This window comes from Streptococcus gordonii (assembly GCF_001553855.1).
GTDB lineage: Bacteria > Bacillota > Bacilli > Lactobacillales > Streptococcaceae > Streptococcus > Streptococcus gordonii.
Genome location: NZ_LQWV01000037.1, coordinates 38263 through 55276, shown reverse-complemented (window position 1 = coordinate 55276; position 17014 = coordinate 38263). Strand labels below are relative to the sequence as shown.

At 39.0% G+C, this 17014-nt stretch carries 16 protein-coding genes; 6 read left to right on the top strand and 10 right to left on the bottom strand.

From position 1 onward, the window contains the following. Positions 1-20: 20 nt before the first annotated feature. The 7 genes from AWH02_RS07545 to ftsW all read right to left on the bottom strand — a co-directional run bounded on the left by AWH02_RS07545 (position 21) and on the right by ftsW (position 8512). Positions 21-209 (bottom strand): DNA-directed RNA polymerase subunit beta, encoded by a 189-nt coding sequence (locus AWH02_RS07545; protein ID WP_020992673.1) that lies wholly within the window; start codon positions 207-209, stop codon positions 21-23. After that, positions 202-1482, bottom strand: coding sequence for a UDP-N-acetylglucosamine 1-carboxyvinyltransferase (gene murA / locus AWH02_RS07540; RefSeq protein ID WP_012000226.1), 1281 nt, complete (start codon positions 1480-1482; stop codon positions 202-204). Before murA ends, AWH02_RS07545 begins: the two co-directional genes overlap by 8 nt. 37 nt (positions 1483-1519) lie before the next feature. Next, positions 1520-1753: a DUF1146 family protein gene (locus AWH02_RS07535; protein WP_037622338.1), complete on the bottom strand. Its 234-nt coding sequence runs from the start codon at positions 1751-1753 to the stop codon at positions 1520-1522. A 127-nt stretch (positions 1754-1880) separates the two neighbouring features. Further along, entirely contained in the window at positions 1881-2639 is a 759-nt protein-coding gene (tpiA, locus tag AWH02_RS07530) for a triose-phosphate isomerase (RefSeq protein WP_060554002.1), read from the bottom strand. A gap of 271 nt (positions 2640-2910) precedes the next feature. Beyond that, positions 2911-4107, bottom strand: a complete 1197-nt coding sequence (gene tuf / locus AWH02_RS07525; protein WP_060554003.1) for an elongation factor Tu — start codon at positions 4105-4107, stop codon at positions 2911-2913. Between the two features lie 295 nt (positions 4108-4402). Further along, positions 4403-7249, bottom strand: a complete 2847-nt coding sequence (gene ppc / locus AWH02_RS07520) for a phosphoenolpyruvate carboxylase (RefSeq protein WP_060554004.1) — start codon at positions 7247-7249, stop codon at positions 4403-4405. A 51-nt stretch (positions 7250-7300) separates the two neighbouring features. Beyond that, positions 7301-8512: a cell division peptidoglycan polymerase FtsW gene (gene ftsW, locus AWH02_RS07515; RefSeq protein WP_060554005.1), complete on the bottom strand. Its 1212-nt coding sequence runs from the start codon at positions 8510-8512 to the stop codon at positions 7301-7303. A gap of 136 nt (positions 8513-8648) precedes the next feature. Between ftsW and AWH02_RS07510 the strand changes: the two genes are divergently transcribed. The 6 genes from AWH02_RS07510 (at position 8649) to lysS (ending at position 13752) form a co-directional block, all read left to right on the top strand. Next, positions 8649-9125: a glutathione peroxidase gene (locus tag AWH02_RS07510; protein WP_060554006.1), complete on the top strand. Its 477-nt coding sequence runs from the start codon at positions 8649-8651 to the stop codon at positions 9123-9125. A gap of 105 nt (positions 9126-9230) precedes the next feature. Beyond that, positions 9231-10040 (top strand): glycoside hydrolase family 25 protein, encoded by an 810-nt coding sequence (locus AWH02_RS07505; RefSeq protein WP_048778509.1) that lies wholly within the window; start codon positions 9231-9233, stop codon positions 10038-10040. Between the two features lie 140 nt (positions 10041-10180). Further along, entirely contained in the window at positions 10181-11023 is an 843-nt protein-coding gene (locus AWH02_RS07500; protein WP_060554007.1) for a DUF368 domain-containing protein, read from the top strand. Further along, complete coding sequence (locus AWH02_RS07495; RefSeq protein WP_060554008.1) at positions 11023-11499, top strand: aminoacyl-tRNA deacylase; 477 nt, start codon at positions 11023-11025, stop codon at positions 11497-11499. Before AWH02_RS07500 ends, AWH02_RS07495 begins: the two co-directional genes overlap by 1 nt. Before the next feature lie 29 nt (positions 11500-11528). Beyond that, a complete protein-coding gene (locus AWH02_RS07490) occupies positions 11529-12170 on the top strand; it encodes a histidine phosphatase family protein (RefSeq protein WP_060554009.1) in 642 nt (213 codons plus the stop codon). Positions 12171-12261: 91 nt separating this feature from the next. Then, positions 12262-13752, top strand: coding sequence for a lysine--tRNA ligase (gene lysS / locus AWH02_RS07485; RefSeq protein WP_060554010.1), 1491 nt, complete (start codon positions 12262-12264; stop codon positions 13750-13752). Positions 13753-13840: 88 nt separating this feature from the next. Here lysS and AWH02_RS07480 read toward each other — a convergent pair whose 3' ends face one another. The 3 genes from AWH02_RS07480 to AWH02_RS07470 are packed head-to-tail and all read right to left on the bottom strand — an operon-like array spanning position 13841 to position 16979. After that, on the bottom strand, positions 13841-15115 hold the full coding sequence (locus tag AWH02_RS07480) for an ABC transporter permease (protein WP_012000216.1): 1275 nt from the start codon (positions 15113-15115) through the stop codon (positions 13841-13843). Beyond that, entirely contained in the window at positions 15116-15811 is a 696-nt protein-coding gene (locus AWH02_RS07475; protein ID WP_060554011.1) for an ABC transporter ATP-binding protein, read from the bottom strand. Beyond that, positions 15795-16979 carry an efflux RND transporter periplasmic adaptor subunit gene (locus AWH02_RS07470; protein WP_008809032.1) on the bottom strand — a complete coding sequence of 395 codons (1185 nt, stop codon included), beginning with the start codon at positions 16977-16979 and terminating at the stop codon, positions 15795-15797. Before AWH02_RS07470 ends, AWH02_RS07475 begins: the two co-directional genes overlap by 17 nt. Positions 16980-17014: the final 35 nt, after the last annotated feature.

Sequence of the window (17014 nt, the reverse complement as noted above, 5' to 3'; positions counted from 1 at the left end):
GACAAACTGCCCTATACTCCTTATTTACCTGTGAATTTATTAATAATACTCTGCCATTTATCAGGTGATAAGATGGACCAAGGATTATCGCCACCACCAATCACACCATAACCAATAACTAAACCAATAGCAAAGACAAGGAGCCCCAATAAAATCACTAAGAGAACAATCCCAACTTGTTTCGCTACATATTTTAACTCATCATTCATCGTCATCTTCCTTCACACGCTTGATGTTGGCTCCTAGAGCAGCCAATTTCTCATGGAAAAGATAGTAACCACGATCTAAATGCTCTAATTTGCTAACCTTGGTTTCTCCACTAGCGATAAGGCCAGTCAAAATTAAGGCCGCACTAGCCCTTAAGTCAGTAGACATGACTTCTGCTCCTTGAAGCTTCTGCCCTCCAACAATTCTTGCTGTATCCCGCATAATTTCAGAGTGCAAGCCCATACGACGCATCTCTTCTAAATGTTGGAAGCGATTTTCAAAAACTGTTTCAATCATGGTTGATTCACCACGGACTACCGTCATCAAAGCAGTAAACTGAGCCTGCATATCCGTTGGAAAACCAGGGTGAGGCAGGGTTTTAACACTAACGGCTTTTAAGCGAGATAAATCTGATTGAATCCGGATTCCCTCTTCTTCTTCAGTTACTGATACACCCATTTCCTGTAGCTTAGCTAGCAAAGGACGATTGTGTTCCCAAATCGCATCCTGAATCAGAACATCACCGCCTGTCATAGCAGCAGCAACCATAAATGTTCCCGCTTCAATTCGATCCTGAACGACACTATGTTTGGTTCCTGTTAATTCTTTGACTCCAAGAATGGTTAAGGTCTCAGTCCCTGCACCACGGATCTTAGCACCCATTTTATTGAGCAAGACAGCTAGATCAACAATCTCTGGTTCCCGAGCAGCATTTTCAATAACAGTTGTCCCTTCAGCCAGTGTCGCAGCCATCATAATATTCTGAGTCGCACCTACACTTGGAAAATCCATATAAATATGTGCTCCATGTAACTTATCTGCTTTTGCTTCAATATAGCCGGCTGTCTGAGTAATCTCAGCCCCCATTGCTTCAAGGCCTTTCAGATGCAAATCAATTGGACGACTACCAATCGTACAGCCACCTGGCATTGATACTTTAGCATGTCCATTACGCGCTAAGATAGGCCCTAGGACAACAATAGATGCCCTCATCTTGCTGACATACTTATAGGGTGCTTCTTCTGTAATATCTTGACTAGCATCAACCACAATCTCATGTTCATCCTGATTGAAGTCTACAGTAGTATTTAAACCGCGAACAACATTGTTCATGGTAAAGACGTCTGAAAGGACAGGGACATTTGTTAAAATCGTTTTTCCTTTACTTGCCAAAACTGTTGCAGCCAAAAGAGGCAAGACCGCATTCTTTGCACCCTCGATTTGTACTGTTCCAACTAAGCGATTATTTCCACCTTGAATAATAATTTTATCCATATATACTCCCTTACTCATTCATTGTTTCTAGTTTCTCTTATTTTACATTTCCATTCAAAATATCAAAACTCACTTGATAAATACTTAGGAAAAAGAGACTAACCAGATAACCAAGCGCAATACTCAAGAATAGAATGAGTAAGCGAATTTTTAAAGCATTATCAGCATTTACTTTCAAGAGCCTCTCCCAGTTAACAAGGCTAGATAATAACTGATGAGACAAAAAAATAAATAGTAAATGACTGCTAAGCGTAAAAACTATTTGAATCATAGACCTATTATACCAAAAATACTAAATAATGGGAAATGACCTTTACTTCCCCTTCTCGTATTCTTCTTAAATCAATTTCTAACAAAAAAAGCTTGTTGCTGGAAGGCAACAAGCTTATATCTAATCATTATTTAACAAAGTCAAGCAATGCCAAGAAGCTTTCAGCTTCAAGTGACGCACCACCAACAAGGGCACCGTCAACATCTGGGCAAGCCATGTATGAAGCAACGTTTTCAGGTTTAACAGATCCACCGTATTGAACACGAACTTTGTCCGCAACTTCTTGACCAAAGTCAGCTGCTACAACGTCACGAACGACTTTACACATTTTTTGTGCATCGTCTTGTGAAGCTGATTTACCAGTACCGATAGCCCAGATTGGCTCGTAAGCGATAACTGATGTAGCAACTTGTTCAGCTGTCAATCCGGCAAGAGCAGCAGATACTTGAGCACCTACGAATTCAGCAGCTTTACCAGCTTCGTAAGTTTCAAGCGACTCACCACAACAGATGATTGGAAGCATACCGTTTGCAAAGATTGCTTTTGCTTTTTTATTGATATCTTCGTCAGTTTCATGGAAGTAGTCACGACGCTCTGAGTGACCGATAACAACGTAGTCAGTACCGATTTCTTTCAAAACTTGTGGGCTAGTTTCACCAGTGAAAGCACCTGCATTTTCAAAGTAGCAGTTTTGAGCAGCAACTTTAAGGTTTGAACCTTTAGCAGCAGCAAGAACAGTTGTCAAATCAACCGCAGGAGCTGCGATACCTGCTTCAACAAGGTCTGATGAAGGAAGCTTTGATGCAACGGCTTCAACGAATGCTTTTGCTTCTTCTGGATTTTTGTTCATTTTCCAGTTACCAGCGATAAATGGTTTACGTGACATTTCACATACCTCTTTTTTCATTTTATTTTCATGTTCCATTGTATCACAGTTAGCTCAATAAATAAAGGAGCTAGCTAAGTTTTTATCAAATTGAAACAGTGAAAACACTGCTCTCTATCTCATAAAAGACCTATCAATATGTTCAATAAATGATCAAATCTATTGGAGTTTAAAATGGTAATAAACAAAAGCTTCTTTCAAAAATATAAAAAAACCCGCATAAGCGGGTTTAGTGTCTGACTTAAATTGTTAATCTGGTAACTTAATTGAATTAAGCTTCGATTTCTGTAACCATACCTGAACCAACAGTACGTCCACCTTCACGGATAGAGAAAGTAGTACCTTGTTCAACGGCGATTGGGTGGATCAACTCAACGTCGATAGTTACGTTATCACCAGGCATTACCATTTCAGTACCTGCTGGAAGTTCGATTGAACCTGTAACGTCAGTTGTACGGAAGTAGAACTGTGGACGGTAGTTGTTGAAGAATGGAGTGTGACGTCCACCTTCTTCTTTAGTAAGGATATAAACTTCACCTTTGAATTTAGTGTGTGGGTTGATTGAACCTGGTTTAGCAATAACTTGTCCACGTTCGATTTCATCACGTTGGATACCACGAAGAAGCACACCAACGTTGTCCCCTGCAAGACCTTCGTCAAGCTGTTTACGGAACATTTCAACACCAGTAACAACTGCTTTTTGGATTTCTTCTTTGATACCAACGATTTCGATTTCGTCATTGACTTTAACGATACCACGGTCGATACGTCCTGAAGCAACTGTACCACGTCCAGTGATTGAGAATACGTCTTCGACTGGAAGAAGCAATGGTTTGTCAGTGTCGCGTTCTGGTTCTGGGATGTACTCATCAACAGTGTTCATCAATTCCATGATGATATCTTCATATTTAGAGTCACCTTCAAGAGCTTTAAGAGCTGAACCTTGGATAACTGGAAGATCGTCACCTGGGAAGTCGTATTCTGACAAGAGGTCACGGATTTCCATTTCAACCAACTCAAGCAATTCTTCATCGTCAACCAAGTCAACTTTGTTCATGAACACGATCAAGTGTTTAACACCAACTTGGCGTGAGAGAAGGATGTGCTCACGAGTTTGTGGCATAGGACCATCAGTTGAAGCTACTACAAGGATAGCTCCGTCCATTTGAGCGGCACCAGTGATCATGTTTTTAACGTAGTCCGCGTGTCCTGGAGCGTCGATGTGAGCGTAGTGACGTTTTTCAGTTTCATACTCAACGTGCGCAGTGTTGATAGTGATACCGCGTTCGCGTTCTTCTGGAGCAGCATCGATAGACGCATAATCTTTAGGTTGGTTAACTGCTGAAGGCAAGCGACGTGCCAATACAGTTGTGATAGCTGCTGTCAAAGTAGTTTTACCGTGGTCAACGTGTCCGATAGTACCAATGTTAACGTGTGGTTTACTACGATCGTATTTTTCTTTTGCCATTTGAGTAAAAGCCTCCAATAAAATATATTTTATAGATAGACAGTAGGCAATACAGTCTAACTTTCCTTACTATTTTATCAAATTCTAGTGAAAATGCAAGCCTTTTACACATTTTTTGTGAATAAACCTTTTCTAACAGAAAGCTCAACTTGTATATGACAAGTTGACTACTAGCATATAATCTTAAACTCATCAGCTGCTTCTCTTCTTACTTCGTTAAATGGTTTAACAAAACTACAAAAATGATTTAATCGATTATAAAAAAATCGGAAATAATTCCGATTTTTTCTTTGTATTAGCCCGAATTTCGTAGACCTGTTGCAATACCATTGATAGTGATATGAATCAGCTTTTCTTGATCAGGTGTGAGCTGGCCATTGCGCTGACGTTTAATCAGCTCTAGTTGAATATAGTTCAAAACATTAAAGTAAGGCATACGATAGTCCAAGCTGTCTCTTAAATAAGTATTTTCAGCCAAGAGCTCATCGTGTCCTTCAATCTCAAGAATAACATTCTTGGTTAGTTGCCACTCGTCTAAGATAATGTTGAAAATATCTCGAACATTTTGATCTTCGCATAACTGAGCATATTCAAAAGCGATGTTCATATTGGACTTAGACAGGACCATGTCAACATTTGATAATAGAGACTTGAAGAATGGCCATCTCTTGTACATAAGTTGTAGAAAAGCAAGATTATTTTCCGGATCTTGATCAATAAATTCTTTGAAACTTGAGCCAACACCATACCAACCAGGGAACATCACTCGACTTTGAGACCAAGAGAAGACCCATGGGATCGCTCGAAGACCACCGATTTCAGTAATCGTTTTACGAGCAGCAGGACGAGAGCCAATATTAAAGCTAGAAATTGCTTTGATTGGGCTAGATTCAAAGAAATAATCATAAAAGCGCTCGTCGCCAAAAACTAAATCACGATAAATCTGATAGCTTCGCTCGACAACCTGATCCATAATCCTCTCATATTTATTGGAAGTATGGGTATCACTTTTCTTATGTGTTACCATTCGATTGATTGCTGCAGAAACAAGCATCTCCAAGTTATAGTAGGCGGCATCTTTATTACCATATTTGTTTCCAATCACTTCGCCCTGTTCAGTAAGACGGATACGGTCATTGATACTTCTTAAGGGTTGTGAAGTAATAGCTTCATAGGTTGGACCGCCACCACGTCCGACTGTACCTCCACGACCATGGAAGAAGGTAATTTTAACACCAAATTTATCACCAATAGCAGTCAGCTGTTGCTGAGCCTTATAGAGAGTCCAGCAAGAAGATAGGTAACCACCATCTTTATTACTGTCTGAATAGCCCAGCATGATTTCTTGGTAATTATTCTTAGAGGCAATCCACTTCTGAGCAATAGGCAAAGATAGATACTTCTCCATTGTTTCGCATGAATTATCCAAATCTTCAATGGTCTCAAAAAGAGGAACAATCTGTACTCGAGTCCCATTTTCATCAATCAGTCCTACTTCTTTCAGCATGATAGCCAACTCCAGTAAGTCTGATACACTGGTCGAGTGAGAGATAATATTCTGCTTGATGACTTCTTCACCAAGTGCATCTTTCAGCTGTCGAGCAGTCTTGAAAATTTCTAATTCTTTTTGCAGAAGTTCAGACTTAGGCTCATGGGTAGCTGATAGGATACGAGGATCTTCTAGCAGCTGCTTAAGTAGTACCTGACATTTCTCTTCTTCAGATAAGCTACTGTAATCTTTTACAATGTTTGCCGAAGCCAAGAGTTCAGCCACACAAGCCTCATGAACACTGGAATCTTGTCGCATATCAATGCTGGCTAAGAAGAAGCCAAAAACATCTACTGCTTGTAAAAGTTCAGTCAGGTCTCCTGTCACCAAAGCCTCACCATGATGTTCGATAAGAGAATCATAAATGACTTGTAAGTCTTCCTTGAATTCTTTTGCAGTTTTGTAAGAAGGTGTTTCCTCTTTCTTCAACTCAGTTAAGGTTTCACTGATACGTGACTGGATATAGTTTGGAATAATTTCCCGCCCCTTATTACTCACAGAAGGAGTTGTTTTGGTAGACAATGTTTTCTCAGCTCGATCAGTAAAGCGCTGACCTTCATTTGAAAAATTACCTTCTTTTAGGTACAGCAAGGTCTGAATCAGCTTAGACTGTATATAATGAAAAGCACGTCGGTAAGGTTCATTTTCACGATAAACAGACTTATCAGTTGACAAAGCAGCCATTTCTGCTACTGCCTGACTAGTTTCTGAGAGATTTGTTGATAGAGAGAAAGTACGATAAAGTGTATAAACCTTGTCAATGTAATAGTTGAGAATGACTTCACTCTGGAGAGTGGCTGATAGTTTCAAGGTTTCTGCCGTTACAAAAGGATTCCCATCCCGGTCGCCACCGATCCACATTCCCATGGTAATAGGTTTAGGATTATCCAACTTGATGCCCCGCTCTTCTGCCAAGCGTCTGTATTCGACCATAAAGTTGGTGATGGCTTGTAGGAAAGAACTGTTATAGTACTCCATAACATTGGTGATTTCATTGGTTACTTTTAGCTTCTTATCCCGAATCATATCTGTTTGCATCATGAGCTCGATGTATCGGCGAAGATTGCCTAGCCACTTCTTCTCATTAACCAGACCAGCCTTAACATCTCGATGCTGACGTAAAAGGGTGTGAATATGATTTGTCAGATCCAGCATTGTCTTTCTTTGCACCTGAGTTGGGTGAGCTGTCAGTACCGGAACAACATTTAAATTCTCTAGAATTTCTTTTGCATTCTCCCGTGTTGAAATCAAGTCAATAGTCGTTGATAGCTTTCCAAGATAATCTTGGTCGATATTATTCTGATGATTGATTTCATAGGCTAGATCAACGTCTTCAGAAATATTAATCAAGAGTGGCAGAATAGAAAAATAACGGGAAATATAGACCATTTCTTCTGTTGTTAATTCTTCTACGATTTCCTTTAGTTCCTGATATTTGGAATGAACAGCTAAGTCCTCCATCGTTGCAATCTTTTCAAACGTTTCAGGACTAAGAATTTTACGCGTAACATCAGTAAGTAAGTCTGTTAAAATGGAAACTTCTTCTCGAATAACTTCTTTATTACTAAAGCTTTCTAACTTATTAAATGACATGGTCTGAACCTTTCTATTTAAGGACAAAGACTAGCTAACAACCAGCTGGTCTCACAAAGTTTCTTCTAAAACACGATTGATATTGTTTCGTTTTTCATTAGCATCAATATTAAGCACAAAGGCAATTCCAACTGACAGAACTAAGAGACTGTTCCCGCCTTGTGATAGGAATGGAAAAGTCACCCCTGTTGAAGGAATTAATCCTGAAATCCCACCAATGTTTATAAAGGTTTGGGTCAACATCATGCCTCCGATTCCTAAAGCCACCATAGAATTAAAAGGATCTCTAGCTCGAATACCTACCAAAATGATTCGCAAGATTAGGAAAAACAGTAGAGCTAAAATTAAGCTTGCACCAATAAAGCCCAATTCCTCAATAACAATTGAAAATACAAAGTCTGTCTGAGCCTCCGGCAGGTATCCTCGCTTTTCAATGGAGTTTCCCAATCCTAACCCGAACCAGCCTCCATTAACAATCGCATAGTATGAATTCGCAAGCTGATGTCCTGCTCCAGACACATCAGTAAAGGGATTAAAGAAAGCACTAAATCTCTTAGCAACATATCCAAATAAGGGAACTTTGGAGACCTTTTCCACACCAATCAGCCAAATACTGGATAAGATCAAGGTTGAAGTTCCTACTAGTATTCCCAGAATAGCCGAGAACCATCGATGTCCAATACCACTTACAGAAACCATTATCAGGACTGTCAGAGCTAAAATAGTTGCATTCCCCAAGTCCGGCATGATAACAACGATACCTATCAAAATTCCTGTGATGGTCCGCCAATCGCTTAAAGTTCTGGGCAACCAACGGTTAAAAGTTAATGCTTGATAATCATATATTTCAATCTCTTCCTGCTTTCTTGAAAACCTCAGAGCTAGGAACCAGACAAGCAGAATTTTCAGATACTCAGCAGGCTGAATACTAAAACCGCCAATAAAAAGCCAACCATGAGCTCCGTTTACAGCACGAGTTACAAAACGCGATAAGAGTAACAGGATCACTTCCACTAAAATGAAGCCGAACAAAACCTCTTGTTTCTTAAAAATATCGATCTTTACCTTGTAGATAAAGACAATTGCTATTAAACTCACAATCCAAAATATGCCTTGATTCATAACTGATTTAAAAGAATTAGCACCTGACTGAACCAAAGTCGCACTGGTTGTTGAATAGACAATAATCAAGCCTAAAACTGATAAAATCAAATAGGGAATCAAGATAGAGTAGTTTAATAGGTGTCGTTTGTCAATCTTCATACTTCACCTAAATTTTCTAAAATTTCATTGTACATTATATCATTTTTCAAAACGAAAAAAAAGCCATATCCTTTTCGCAATGTAGCAAAATCTTATGATAAAATGTAAGAAAACAACTGATTGGAGGTCTAAAACTATGAATGTTTACCAATTTTCTGTCGAAAAACAAGATGGCAGTCAGCTTTCACTGGACAGTTTTAATGGGAAAGTCTTACTCATTGTAAATACAGCAACTGGCTGCGGATTTACTCCACAGTATAAAGGACTGCAGGAATTATATCTTCGCTATCATGGTGAAGGATTTGAAATATTAGATTTTCCCTGCAATCAGTTTAAAAACCAAGCTCCAGGAAATGCAGAAGAAATCAATAATTTCTGTAGACTAAACTATCAGACCACCTTTCCCCGTTTTCAAAAGATTAACGTAAATGGGAAAGAAGCTGCCCCACTATATACTTGGCTTAAAAAAGAAAAAGGTGGATTTCTTTCTAAAGATATTAAGTGGAACTTCACCAAATTTCTTTTAGATAAAGAAGGACATGTGATAAAACGCTACTCTCCTCAAACATCTCCTCAAGATATTGAAAATGACATTCAAAAACTTTTAAAATGAATAAATTTCAAACAAGGAAAAACTTAAGCGCTAGGTGTTCAAAAAGTTCTATTATAAATGATTTTTTTTGCTTTTTTATTTATTTTAGGTTAAAATAAAAAAAGTATGAGAAAGAAGATAAAACCAATCGTTGTACTCGTTTTCTTTGTCTGCTTTATTCTAACAATATTGGTTAGCAGGCAATTATCGAATGCGAAAGGTCAACGAGAACAAACAAAAACTGTCCAATCATCTTCTTCAAGCTCTTCGGAAAAAATAGATCTTTCTAAACCAATCATCGATTTGTCTGGTTGGCAACTTCCGAGCGAGATTGATTATGATCAATTGGCAAAAAATGTTTCAGGAGTCATTGTGCGTATCCAAAGCGGTTCCTATACCAAAAAGGAGAATGCTGCTACCTATGCTAACGGGCTGGATAAAGCATATAAAACCCATATCAAGGAATTTCAAAAACGTAACATCCCTGTAGCAGTCTATGCTTATGTATCTGCTTCTTCAACTAAGGAAATGGAAAAAGAGGCAGAAAGTTTTTACAAGGCTGCATCAAAATACAAGCCGACCTATTACTGGCTAGATGTTGAAGAAAAAACTATGTCTGATATGAACGGAGGAGTCGAAGCCTTCCGTGCTAAATTAGAGTCTTTAGGCGTAAAGAATATCGGGATTTATGTAGGCACTTACTTCATGGAAGAACACAGCATAAATACTGAGAAATTTACAGCTCTTTGGATTCCAACTTATGGAACTGATAATGGTTATTACAATGCCGCTCCCAAGACTGACATTGATTATGACTTGCACCAATATACTTCCCAAGGAACTTTAAATGGTTTCTCTCATCCATTAGACTTAAACCAGATTTCAACTTTAAAGAACCGAGAGGAAACACATGCCAAATTATTTGGCAAACAATGATTTAAAATCAAGTATTTTACTTGATTTTTTCTTTTCACTTTAAGCAAGTTCTGCCCATTTTAGGACTTTACTTAAATTTTCACTAACTAAAAGTAAAATATGTTATAATAAACTACATTGAACATGTTAAGGAGATTTTGATGTTTTCTTGGATTACAAGAATGATTAAAGGAGTGATTATCGCACTAGGTTTTATCTTGCCTGGTGTTTCTGGCGGAGTCTTAGCTGCCATCTTGGGAATTTATGAGCGTATGATATCCTTTCTAGCTCATATCAAAGATAACTTCAAAGAGAATGTCCTCTTTTTCTTTCCGGTTGGTATAGGTATGATTCTTGGAATTGCCCTCTTTTCTCTTCCGGTTGAATATTTACTAGCCCACTATAAGATTATTGTTCTTTGGGGATTTGCTGGAGCTATTATTGGGACGATTCCTAGTTTAATCAAGGAGTCTGTTCGCGAGTCAGACCGTGATCGAATAGATATAGCTATTTTCTGGCTGACTTTTGTCCTGTCTGGTTTTTTCCTTTATTTTCTCAATAGTATGGTTGGAACTCTGCCAGCAAACTTCTTGACCTTTATACTTGCAGGAGCCTTAATTGCCTTAGGAATATTAGTTCCTGGTCTTAGTCCTTCTAATCTACTTTTGATATTAGGCTTATACACTCCAATGTTGACTGGTTTCAAGTCCTTAGATCTTTTTGGAACATTTTTACCAATTGCAATCGGAGGAGCCTTAGCTCTCATAGCTTTTTCAAAAACAATGGACTATGCACTCAAAAATTTTCACTCGCGAGTCTATCATTTCATTATAGGTGTTGTGCTTTCTAGCACCTTGCTTATTGTCATTCCAAATGCTGGTAATAGTGAAAGCATTACTTATGCAGGAACTTCTATTATCACCTTTGTCATAACAGCCTTCTTCTTTGGCTTAGGTATTTGGCTGGGAATTTGGATGAGTCAGTTAGAAGAGAAGTATAAATAATGGCAAAAAAAACAAAATTAAAAAAAACATTAGTTGAACAAATCTTAACCAAGGCGGATATTCCCCACCAAGGATTGCAAATTAATGCCCTCGAAAATGAAACTGGCGACATAGATGACCGGTCTCAGATCTATAAAACCCTTGCATTGACAGGGGATAAAACCGGACCTGTAATTGGTATTCTCCCCATTACTGAGCATTTATCTGAGAAAAAATTAGCCAAGATTTCTGGAAACAAAAAGGTTGCTATGATTCCTCAAAAGGAACTCGAAAAAACAACCGGTTATGTGCATGGTGCCAACAATCCAGTTGGTATCCGCCAAAAGCACTCCTACCCTATCTTCATCGACCAGATCGCTCTAGAACGAGAAGCCATTATCGTATCCGCTGGAGAAGTTGGACGTAGCGTTCTAATCAAGGCTCAGGACTTGGCGGATTTTGTCAAAGCAGATTTTGCAGATATAAAAGAAGACTAAATCAGGCATTTTATTTGAAAGAGAAAACTATGAAACTATACTTTATCCGTCATGGAAAGACTGAGTGGAATTTGGAAGGTCGCTTTCAGGGTGCTGGAGGTGATTCACCGCTCTTACCTACTGCTATTGAAGAATTACATATTTTAGGGAAGCACCTTGCTAAGACTCGCTTTGATAAGATATTCTCTAGTGATTTAAGCAGAGCTGTAAAAACAGCTGAAATTATAAATTCAGAAAACCAGTTTCCGCAAGAAATTATTCTTAAAGAGGAACTAAGAGAATGGAAATTAGGTAAATTAGAGGGGGCCAAGTGGGCAACTGTTGCTGCAGTATATCCCCACCAAATGCATGCCTTTCGGCATAATCTTGCTCAGTTTGACCATAGTTTATTTGATGCTGAATCGGTTTACCAAACGACCCATCGAGTTATCCATTTTATTAAGTCTCTAAAAGATTTAGAAGCTGAAAACCTCTTATTTGTTGGCCATGGAGCTAATCTTACGGCTTCAATTCGGACTCTTCTTGGCTACGATGTTGGCAACATACGAAAAAATGGTGGTCTCAGTAATGGAAGTGTCACTATCCTAGAAACAACTGATTTTGAGAAGTTTTCTCTCTTAGATTGGAACAATACCGACCATCTTGAAAATCTTGATACTGTGAATCTTTAAATTCACAGTTTTTTCTTTCTTAAAAGCTAAATATAGATGAATTTCCATAGATTTTGTGATAAAATAAATTGGAATACTTTTGGAGGAAAACATGACTACTGAACATTTTGAAGAATTAAATGACCAGCAAATTATTCGCCGTGAAAAAATGGCTGCGCTGGCTGAACAGGGGATTGACCCTTTTGGTAAACGCTTTGAGAGAACAGCAAACTCTGGACAATTAAAAGAAAAATACGCTGAAAAAAGTAAAGAAGAGTTGCATGACTTATCTGAGACAGCTACTATTGCTGGACGTCTCATGACTAAACGTGGCAAAGGAAAAGTTGGATTTGCTCACATTCAAGACCGTGAGGGCCAAATCCAAATTTACGTCCGCAAAGATGAAGTCGGTGAAGAAAACTATGAAATCTTTAAAAAAGCTGACTTAGGCGACTTCCTTGGAGTCGAAGGTGAAGTGATGCGTACTGATATGGGGGAATTATCTATTAAAGCTACCCATATTACCCACCTCTCTAAAGCACTTCGTCCTCTTCCTGAAAAATTCCATGGACTGACAGATGTGGAGACTATCTACCGCAAACGCTATTTGGATTTGATTTCTAACCGTGAGAGCTTCAATCGATTTGTTACTCGCTCAAAAATCATTTCTGAAATCCGCCGTTACTTAGATGGTCAAGGCTTCCTTGAAGTTGAAACTCCTGTTCTCCACAATGAAGCAGGCGGTGCTGCTGCCCGTCCTTTCATTACTCATCACAATGCCCAAAATATTGATATGGTGCTTCGAATTGCAACTGAATTGCACCTTAAGCGCCTCATCGTAGGTGGTATGGAACGGGTCTATGAAATCGGACGTATCTTCCGTAACGAAGGAATGGACGCTACTCATAATCCAGAGTTTACATCTATTGAAGTTTACCAAGCTTATGCAGACTTCCAAGATATTATGGACTTGACAGAAGGCATTATTCAACATGCAGCTATCTCTGTATGTGGAGATGGACCTATAAACTATCAGGGAACTGAAATCAAGATCAATGAACCATTTAAACGCGTTCATATGGTAGATGCCATCAAGGAAATTACTGGCGTAGATTTCTGGCGAGATATGAGCTTTGAAGAAGCCGCTGCCTTGGCCAAAGAAAAGAATGTTCCTCTCGAAAAGCACTTCACAGAGGTCGGCCATGTTATTAACGCTTTCTTTGAAGAATTTGTTGAAGAAACCTTAACTCAACCAACCTTTGTCTATGGTCATCCTGTTGCAGTATCTCCTCTGGCCAAGAAAAATCCAGAAGATCCACGCTTCACTGACCGTTTCGAACTCTTCATCATGACCAAAGAATATGCCAACGCCTTCACCGAATTGAACGATCCAATCGATCAACTCTCTCGTTTTGAAGCGCAAGCTAAAGCCAAAGAGCTTGGTGATGATGAAGCAACTGGCATTGACTATGACTATGTCGAAGCTCTAGAATATGGTATGCCACCAACTGGAGGTCTGGGTATTGGGATCGACCGTCTAGTTATGTTGCTGACTGACGTGACTACTATTCGCGACGTCTTGCTCTTCCCGACAATGAAATAATTTTCACATTCAAACACTGCTGTACTCCAGCGGTGTTTTTTATAACCAAAAAAAGAGTTTAGGTTCCTAAACTCTTTTTCTTATTTCATTATTCATACCTCAGTGCTTCAATTGGATCCAATTTAGAAGCTTTATTCGCAGGTAGAATTCCAAAAACAACACCTACCATTGCTGAGAAGACAAGGCTTCCTACTGCAGCGGTAGTAGATACGATTGGAGGTCCACCAAAGACATCTTCTGGTACGACTGCAGCAATTAACGCGTTAATACCATAAGCCAGTCCTAAGCCCAGCATTCCTCCAATTAGGGTAAGAACCATGGATTCAATTAAGAATTGGGTTAAGATGTTTCCTCTCGTAGCTCCTAAAGCTTTTCTCAGACCGATTTCACGAGTCCGCTCGGTAACTGATACCAGCATGATATTCATAACCCCGATACCACCGACAAAGAGTGAGATTCCTGCTATCGCGCCAATAACTCCTGTCATGGTACCTGTAATCTGCTTGTACTGTTCCAGCATACTCTCCATATTCAAGATTTGATATTCACCCTGGCGTGCTCCTGAAAGCTGGGTCAATTTTTTAGCTGCTTCTATCCCAACTTCGTTGACACGGCTGACCTCTGGGACATAGACGTAAACAGTTGAGATTTCTTCTGAATGAAACTCAGATGCTACTTGGGTATTAGCCATTAGAGCACTTCCTGAACTCATACTCATACTTTGACCAGCATTGGGATCTTTAAAGACTCCAATAACCCGATAGTTGCTATCTCCTACTGATACGATTTTGTTTAAGGCTTCTGCGCTACTTCCAAAAAGTGAATTTGCAACTGTTTCATCAATCATCATCACATTAGAAAAGCGCTGGTAATCCACAGGAAGAAGGGTACGACCTGCCAAGATCTCGTATTTTCTAATTTGAAAGAAAGATTGGCTAACGCCAGTAATAAATACTCCATCTGCTTTCTTATTTTGATAAGAGAATGTTGCAGATGGACCTCCATTGGTTGTATAGTAACCTTTCACTCCATCAATTTTTAAGAGCTCTTTAGCCCAAGCATCTTGAATAACTGGTGGAGCTTCGTTTTCTTCGTTATCAACTTCTTGGCTGCCTCCCTCATTTCCTGCAGGACCTTCCATAAGATTCATCCCCATAACATAATTACTCTTTGTTGGTGAATAATTCAGAGCGACATATTGTTGATCCTTCGTGAAACTTTTGGTAACTCCCTGTTGCATCCCATTTCCTAAGGCCATGATAACTACAACAGAAGCGACCCCAATGATAATTCCAATCATTGTTAGAAAGGAGCGCATTTTGTGGCCCATAATAGATCCAATAGCAAATCTCCAGTTTTGCATCTATGCTTCTCCTTTCTGCGCTGAATCAGAGTAAATTACGCCATCTCGAATGACAATTTGTCGTTTAGCATAGGCTGCAATTTCTGGTTCATGGGTAACCATAATGATGGTTTTGCCTTCTTTATTTAATTCAGTCAGCAATTCCATAATCTGTTCACCTGTTTTTGTATCCAAGGCCCCTGTTGGCTCATCTGCCAAAATAATAGAGGGACGATTTACTAGGGCACGAGCGATCGCAACACGCTGCTTTTGCCCACCTGATAATTCTGATGGTAAGTGATGCATCCGCGTTTCTAACTCAACTTTTTCCAAGTATTGTTCTGCCAAAGCCTTACGTTTAGACTGAGAAACTCCTGCATAAATTAAGGGTAATTCAACATTTTGAAGAGCATTTAACTTGGACAAGAGGAAAAACTGCTGAAAGACAAATCCAATTGCCTGATTACGAACTTTGGCTGATTTCTTTTCACCCAAACGAGCCACTTCTGTCCCATCTAAATGATAGGTTCCACTAGAAGGACGATCCAACATACCAATAATATTCATCAAAGTTGATTTACCAGATCCAGATGGCCCCATAATGGCTAAAAACTCACCTTCCTCAACTTGAAGATTAATGTTTTTTAAAACCTGCAGTTCTTGATCTCCATTGCGATAGCTCTTATTGATGCCATTTAAATCAATTAATTTCTTCATAGGATTTTACCTCCTGCCCATCTTTTAAATCAGCAGTTGGATTTATAATCACTTTATCATCTTTTGCTAAGCCAGATGTTACTTCTTGATTTTCAGCATCAGCATTGCCAAGTGTGACTTCAACTTTTTTAGCTATACCCTTATCATCTAGTTTCCAAATGTAATTTTTCCCATCTTCATCAGTAACAACACTACTTACCGGAATAAGAATGGCCTTGCTATTATTCTTCACTTCGATATTTACAGAGAATCCTTGTTTTAAATCGCCTATTTCGCTAGTGAAATCAATGGTAAAGGGATATTTAGCACCTGACCCTCCACCTGATCCTCCAGCAGCTGACGCACTTGAGCTTGCTTGCTGAGCATCTTTTGGATAGTTAGAGATATAGCTGATTTTACCAGTCCAAGTCTTATCGGGATATACTTTTGAAGTAATGCTGACTTCTTGATCCACTGACAGATTAGCTAAATTGTACTCTGACAACTCACCCTTGACTTGAAGATTACCATTATTAACAATATGGACCAATGTTTGATTAGATCCAGTTGTTGATTTTGAAACATCACGATTAACTTCAACTACTGTTCCTTCAACAGTACTTAATACAGTTGTAGCATCAAGCAAAAGCTTTGAACTATTGACTTTATCCGCAGCATCAGCTCGATTGTCTTGCAAATCTTTTAATTGAGAATCCAAGGATTGTTGTGTATTAACCGCTGGTGCAGTGCTTTCGCCAGATTCTTCTCCTTCTGCTGTTGGGCTTGGGGTAGGAGCTGTCCCATTATTTTGAAGTTCGTAAATTTGACGGTCAATTTTATTGAGAGCTCGAACAGCGGAATCATAGTTAGATTGTGCCTCAGTGTTTCGATATTGGACCAAAGCTTGTCCGACTGTAACTTGATCACCCACATTAACGAGGACGCCTTCTAGATCCCCCTTTGTCGAATCATAATAAATATACTGCTCATTATTAGCAGATACTTGTCCTGACAAAAGTACGGAAGATGCTACTGATCCTTCTTTTGCTTTTTGAACCAGAGGTTTCGAATCTAAAGCCTCTTGATTGCCATTTTTCTGATTCAAAAATAGCATAGCAAGAACAACTACTACAATGGCAAGAGGAACAGCAATCAGAGCAGTCAACTGCCACTTTTTCAATTTTTTCATTGGAATCTCCTTTAAAAATGAAATCTAATTAATTT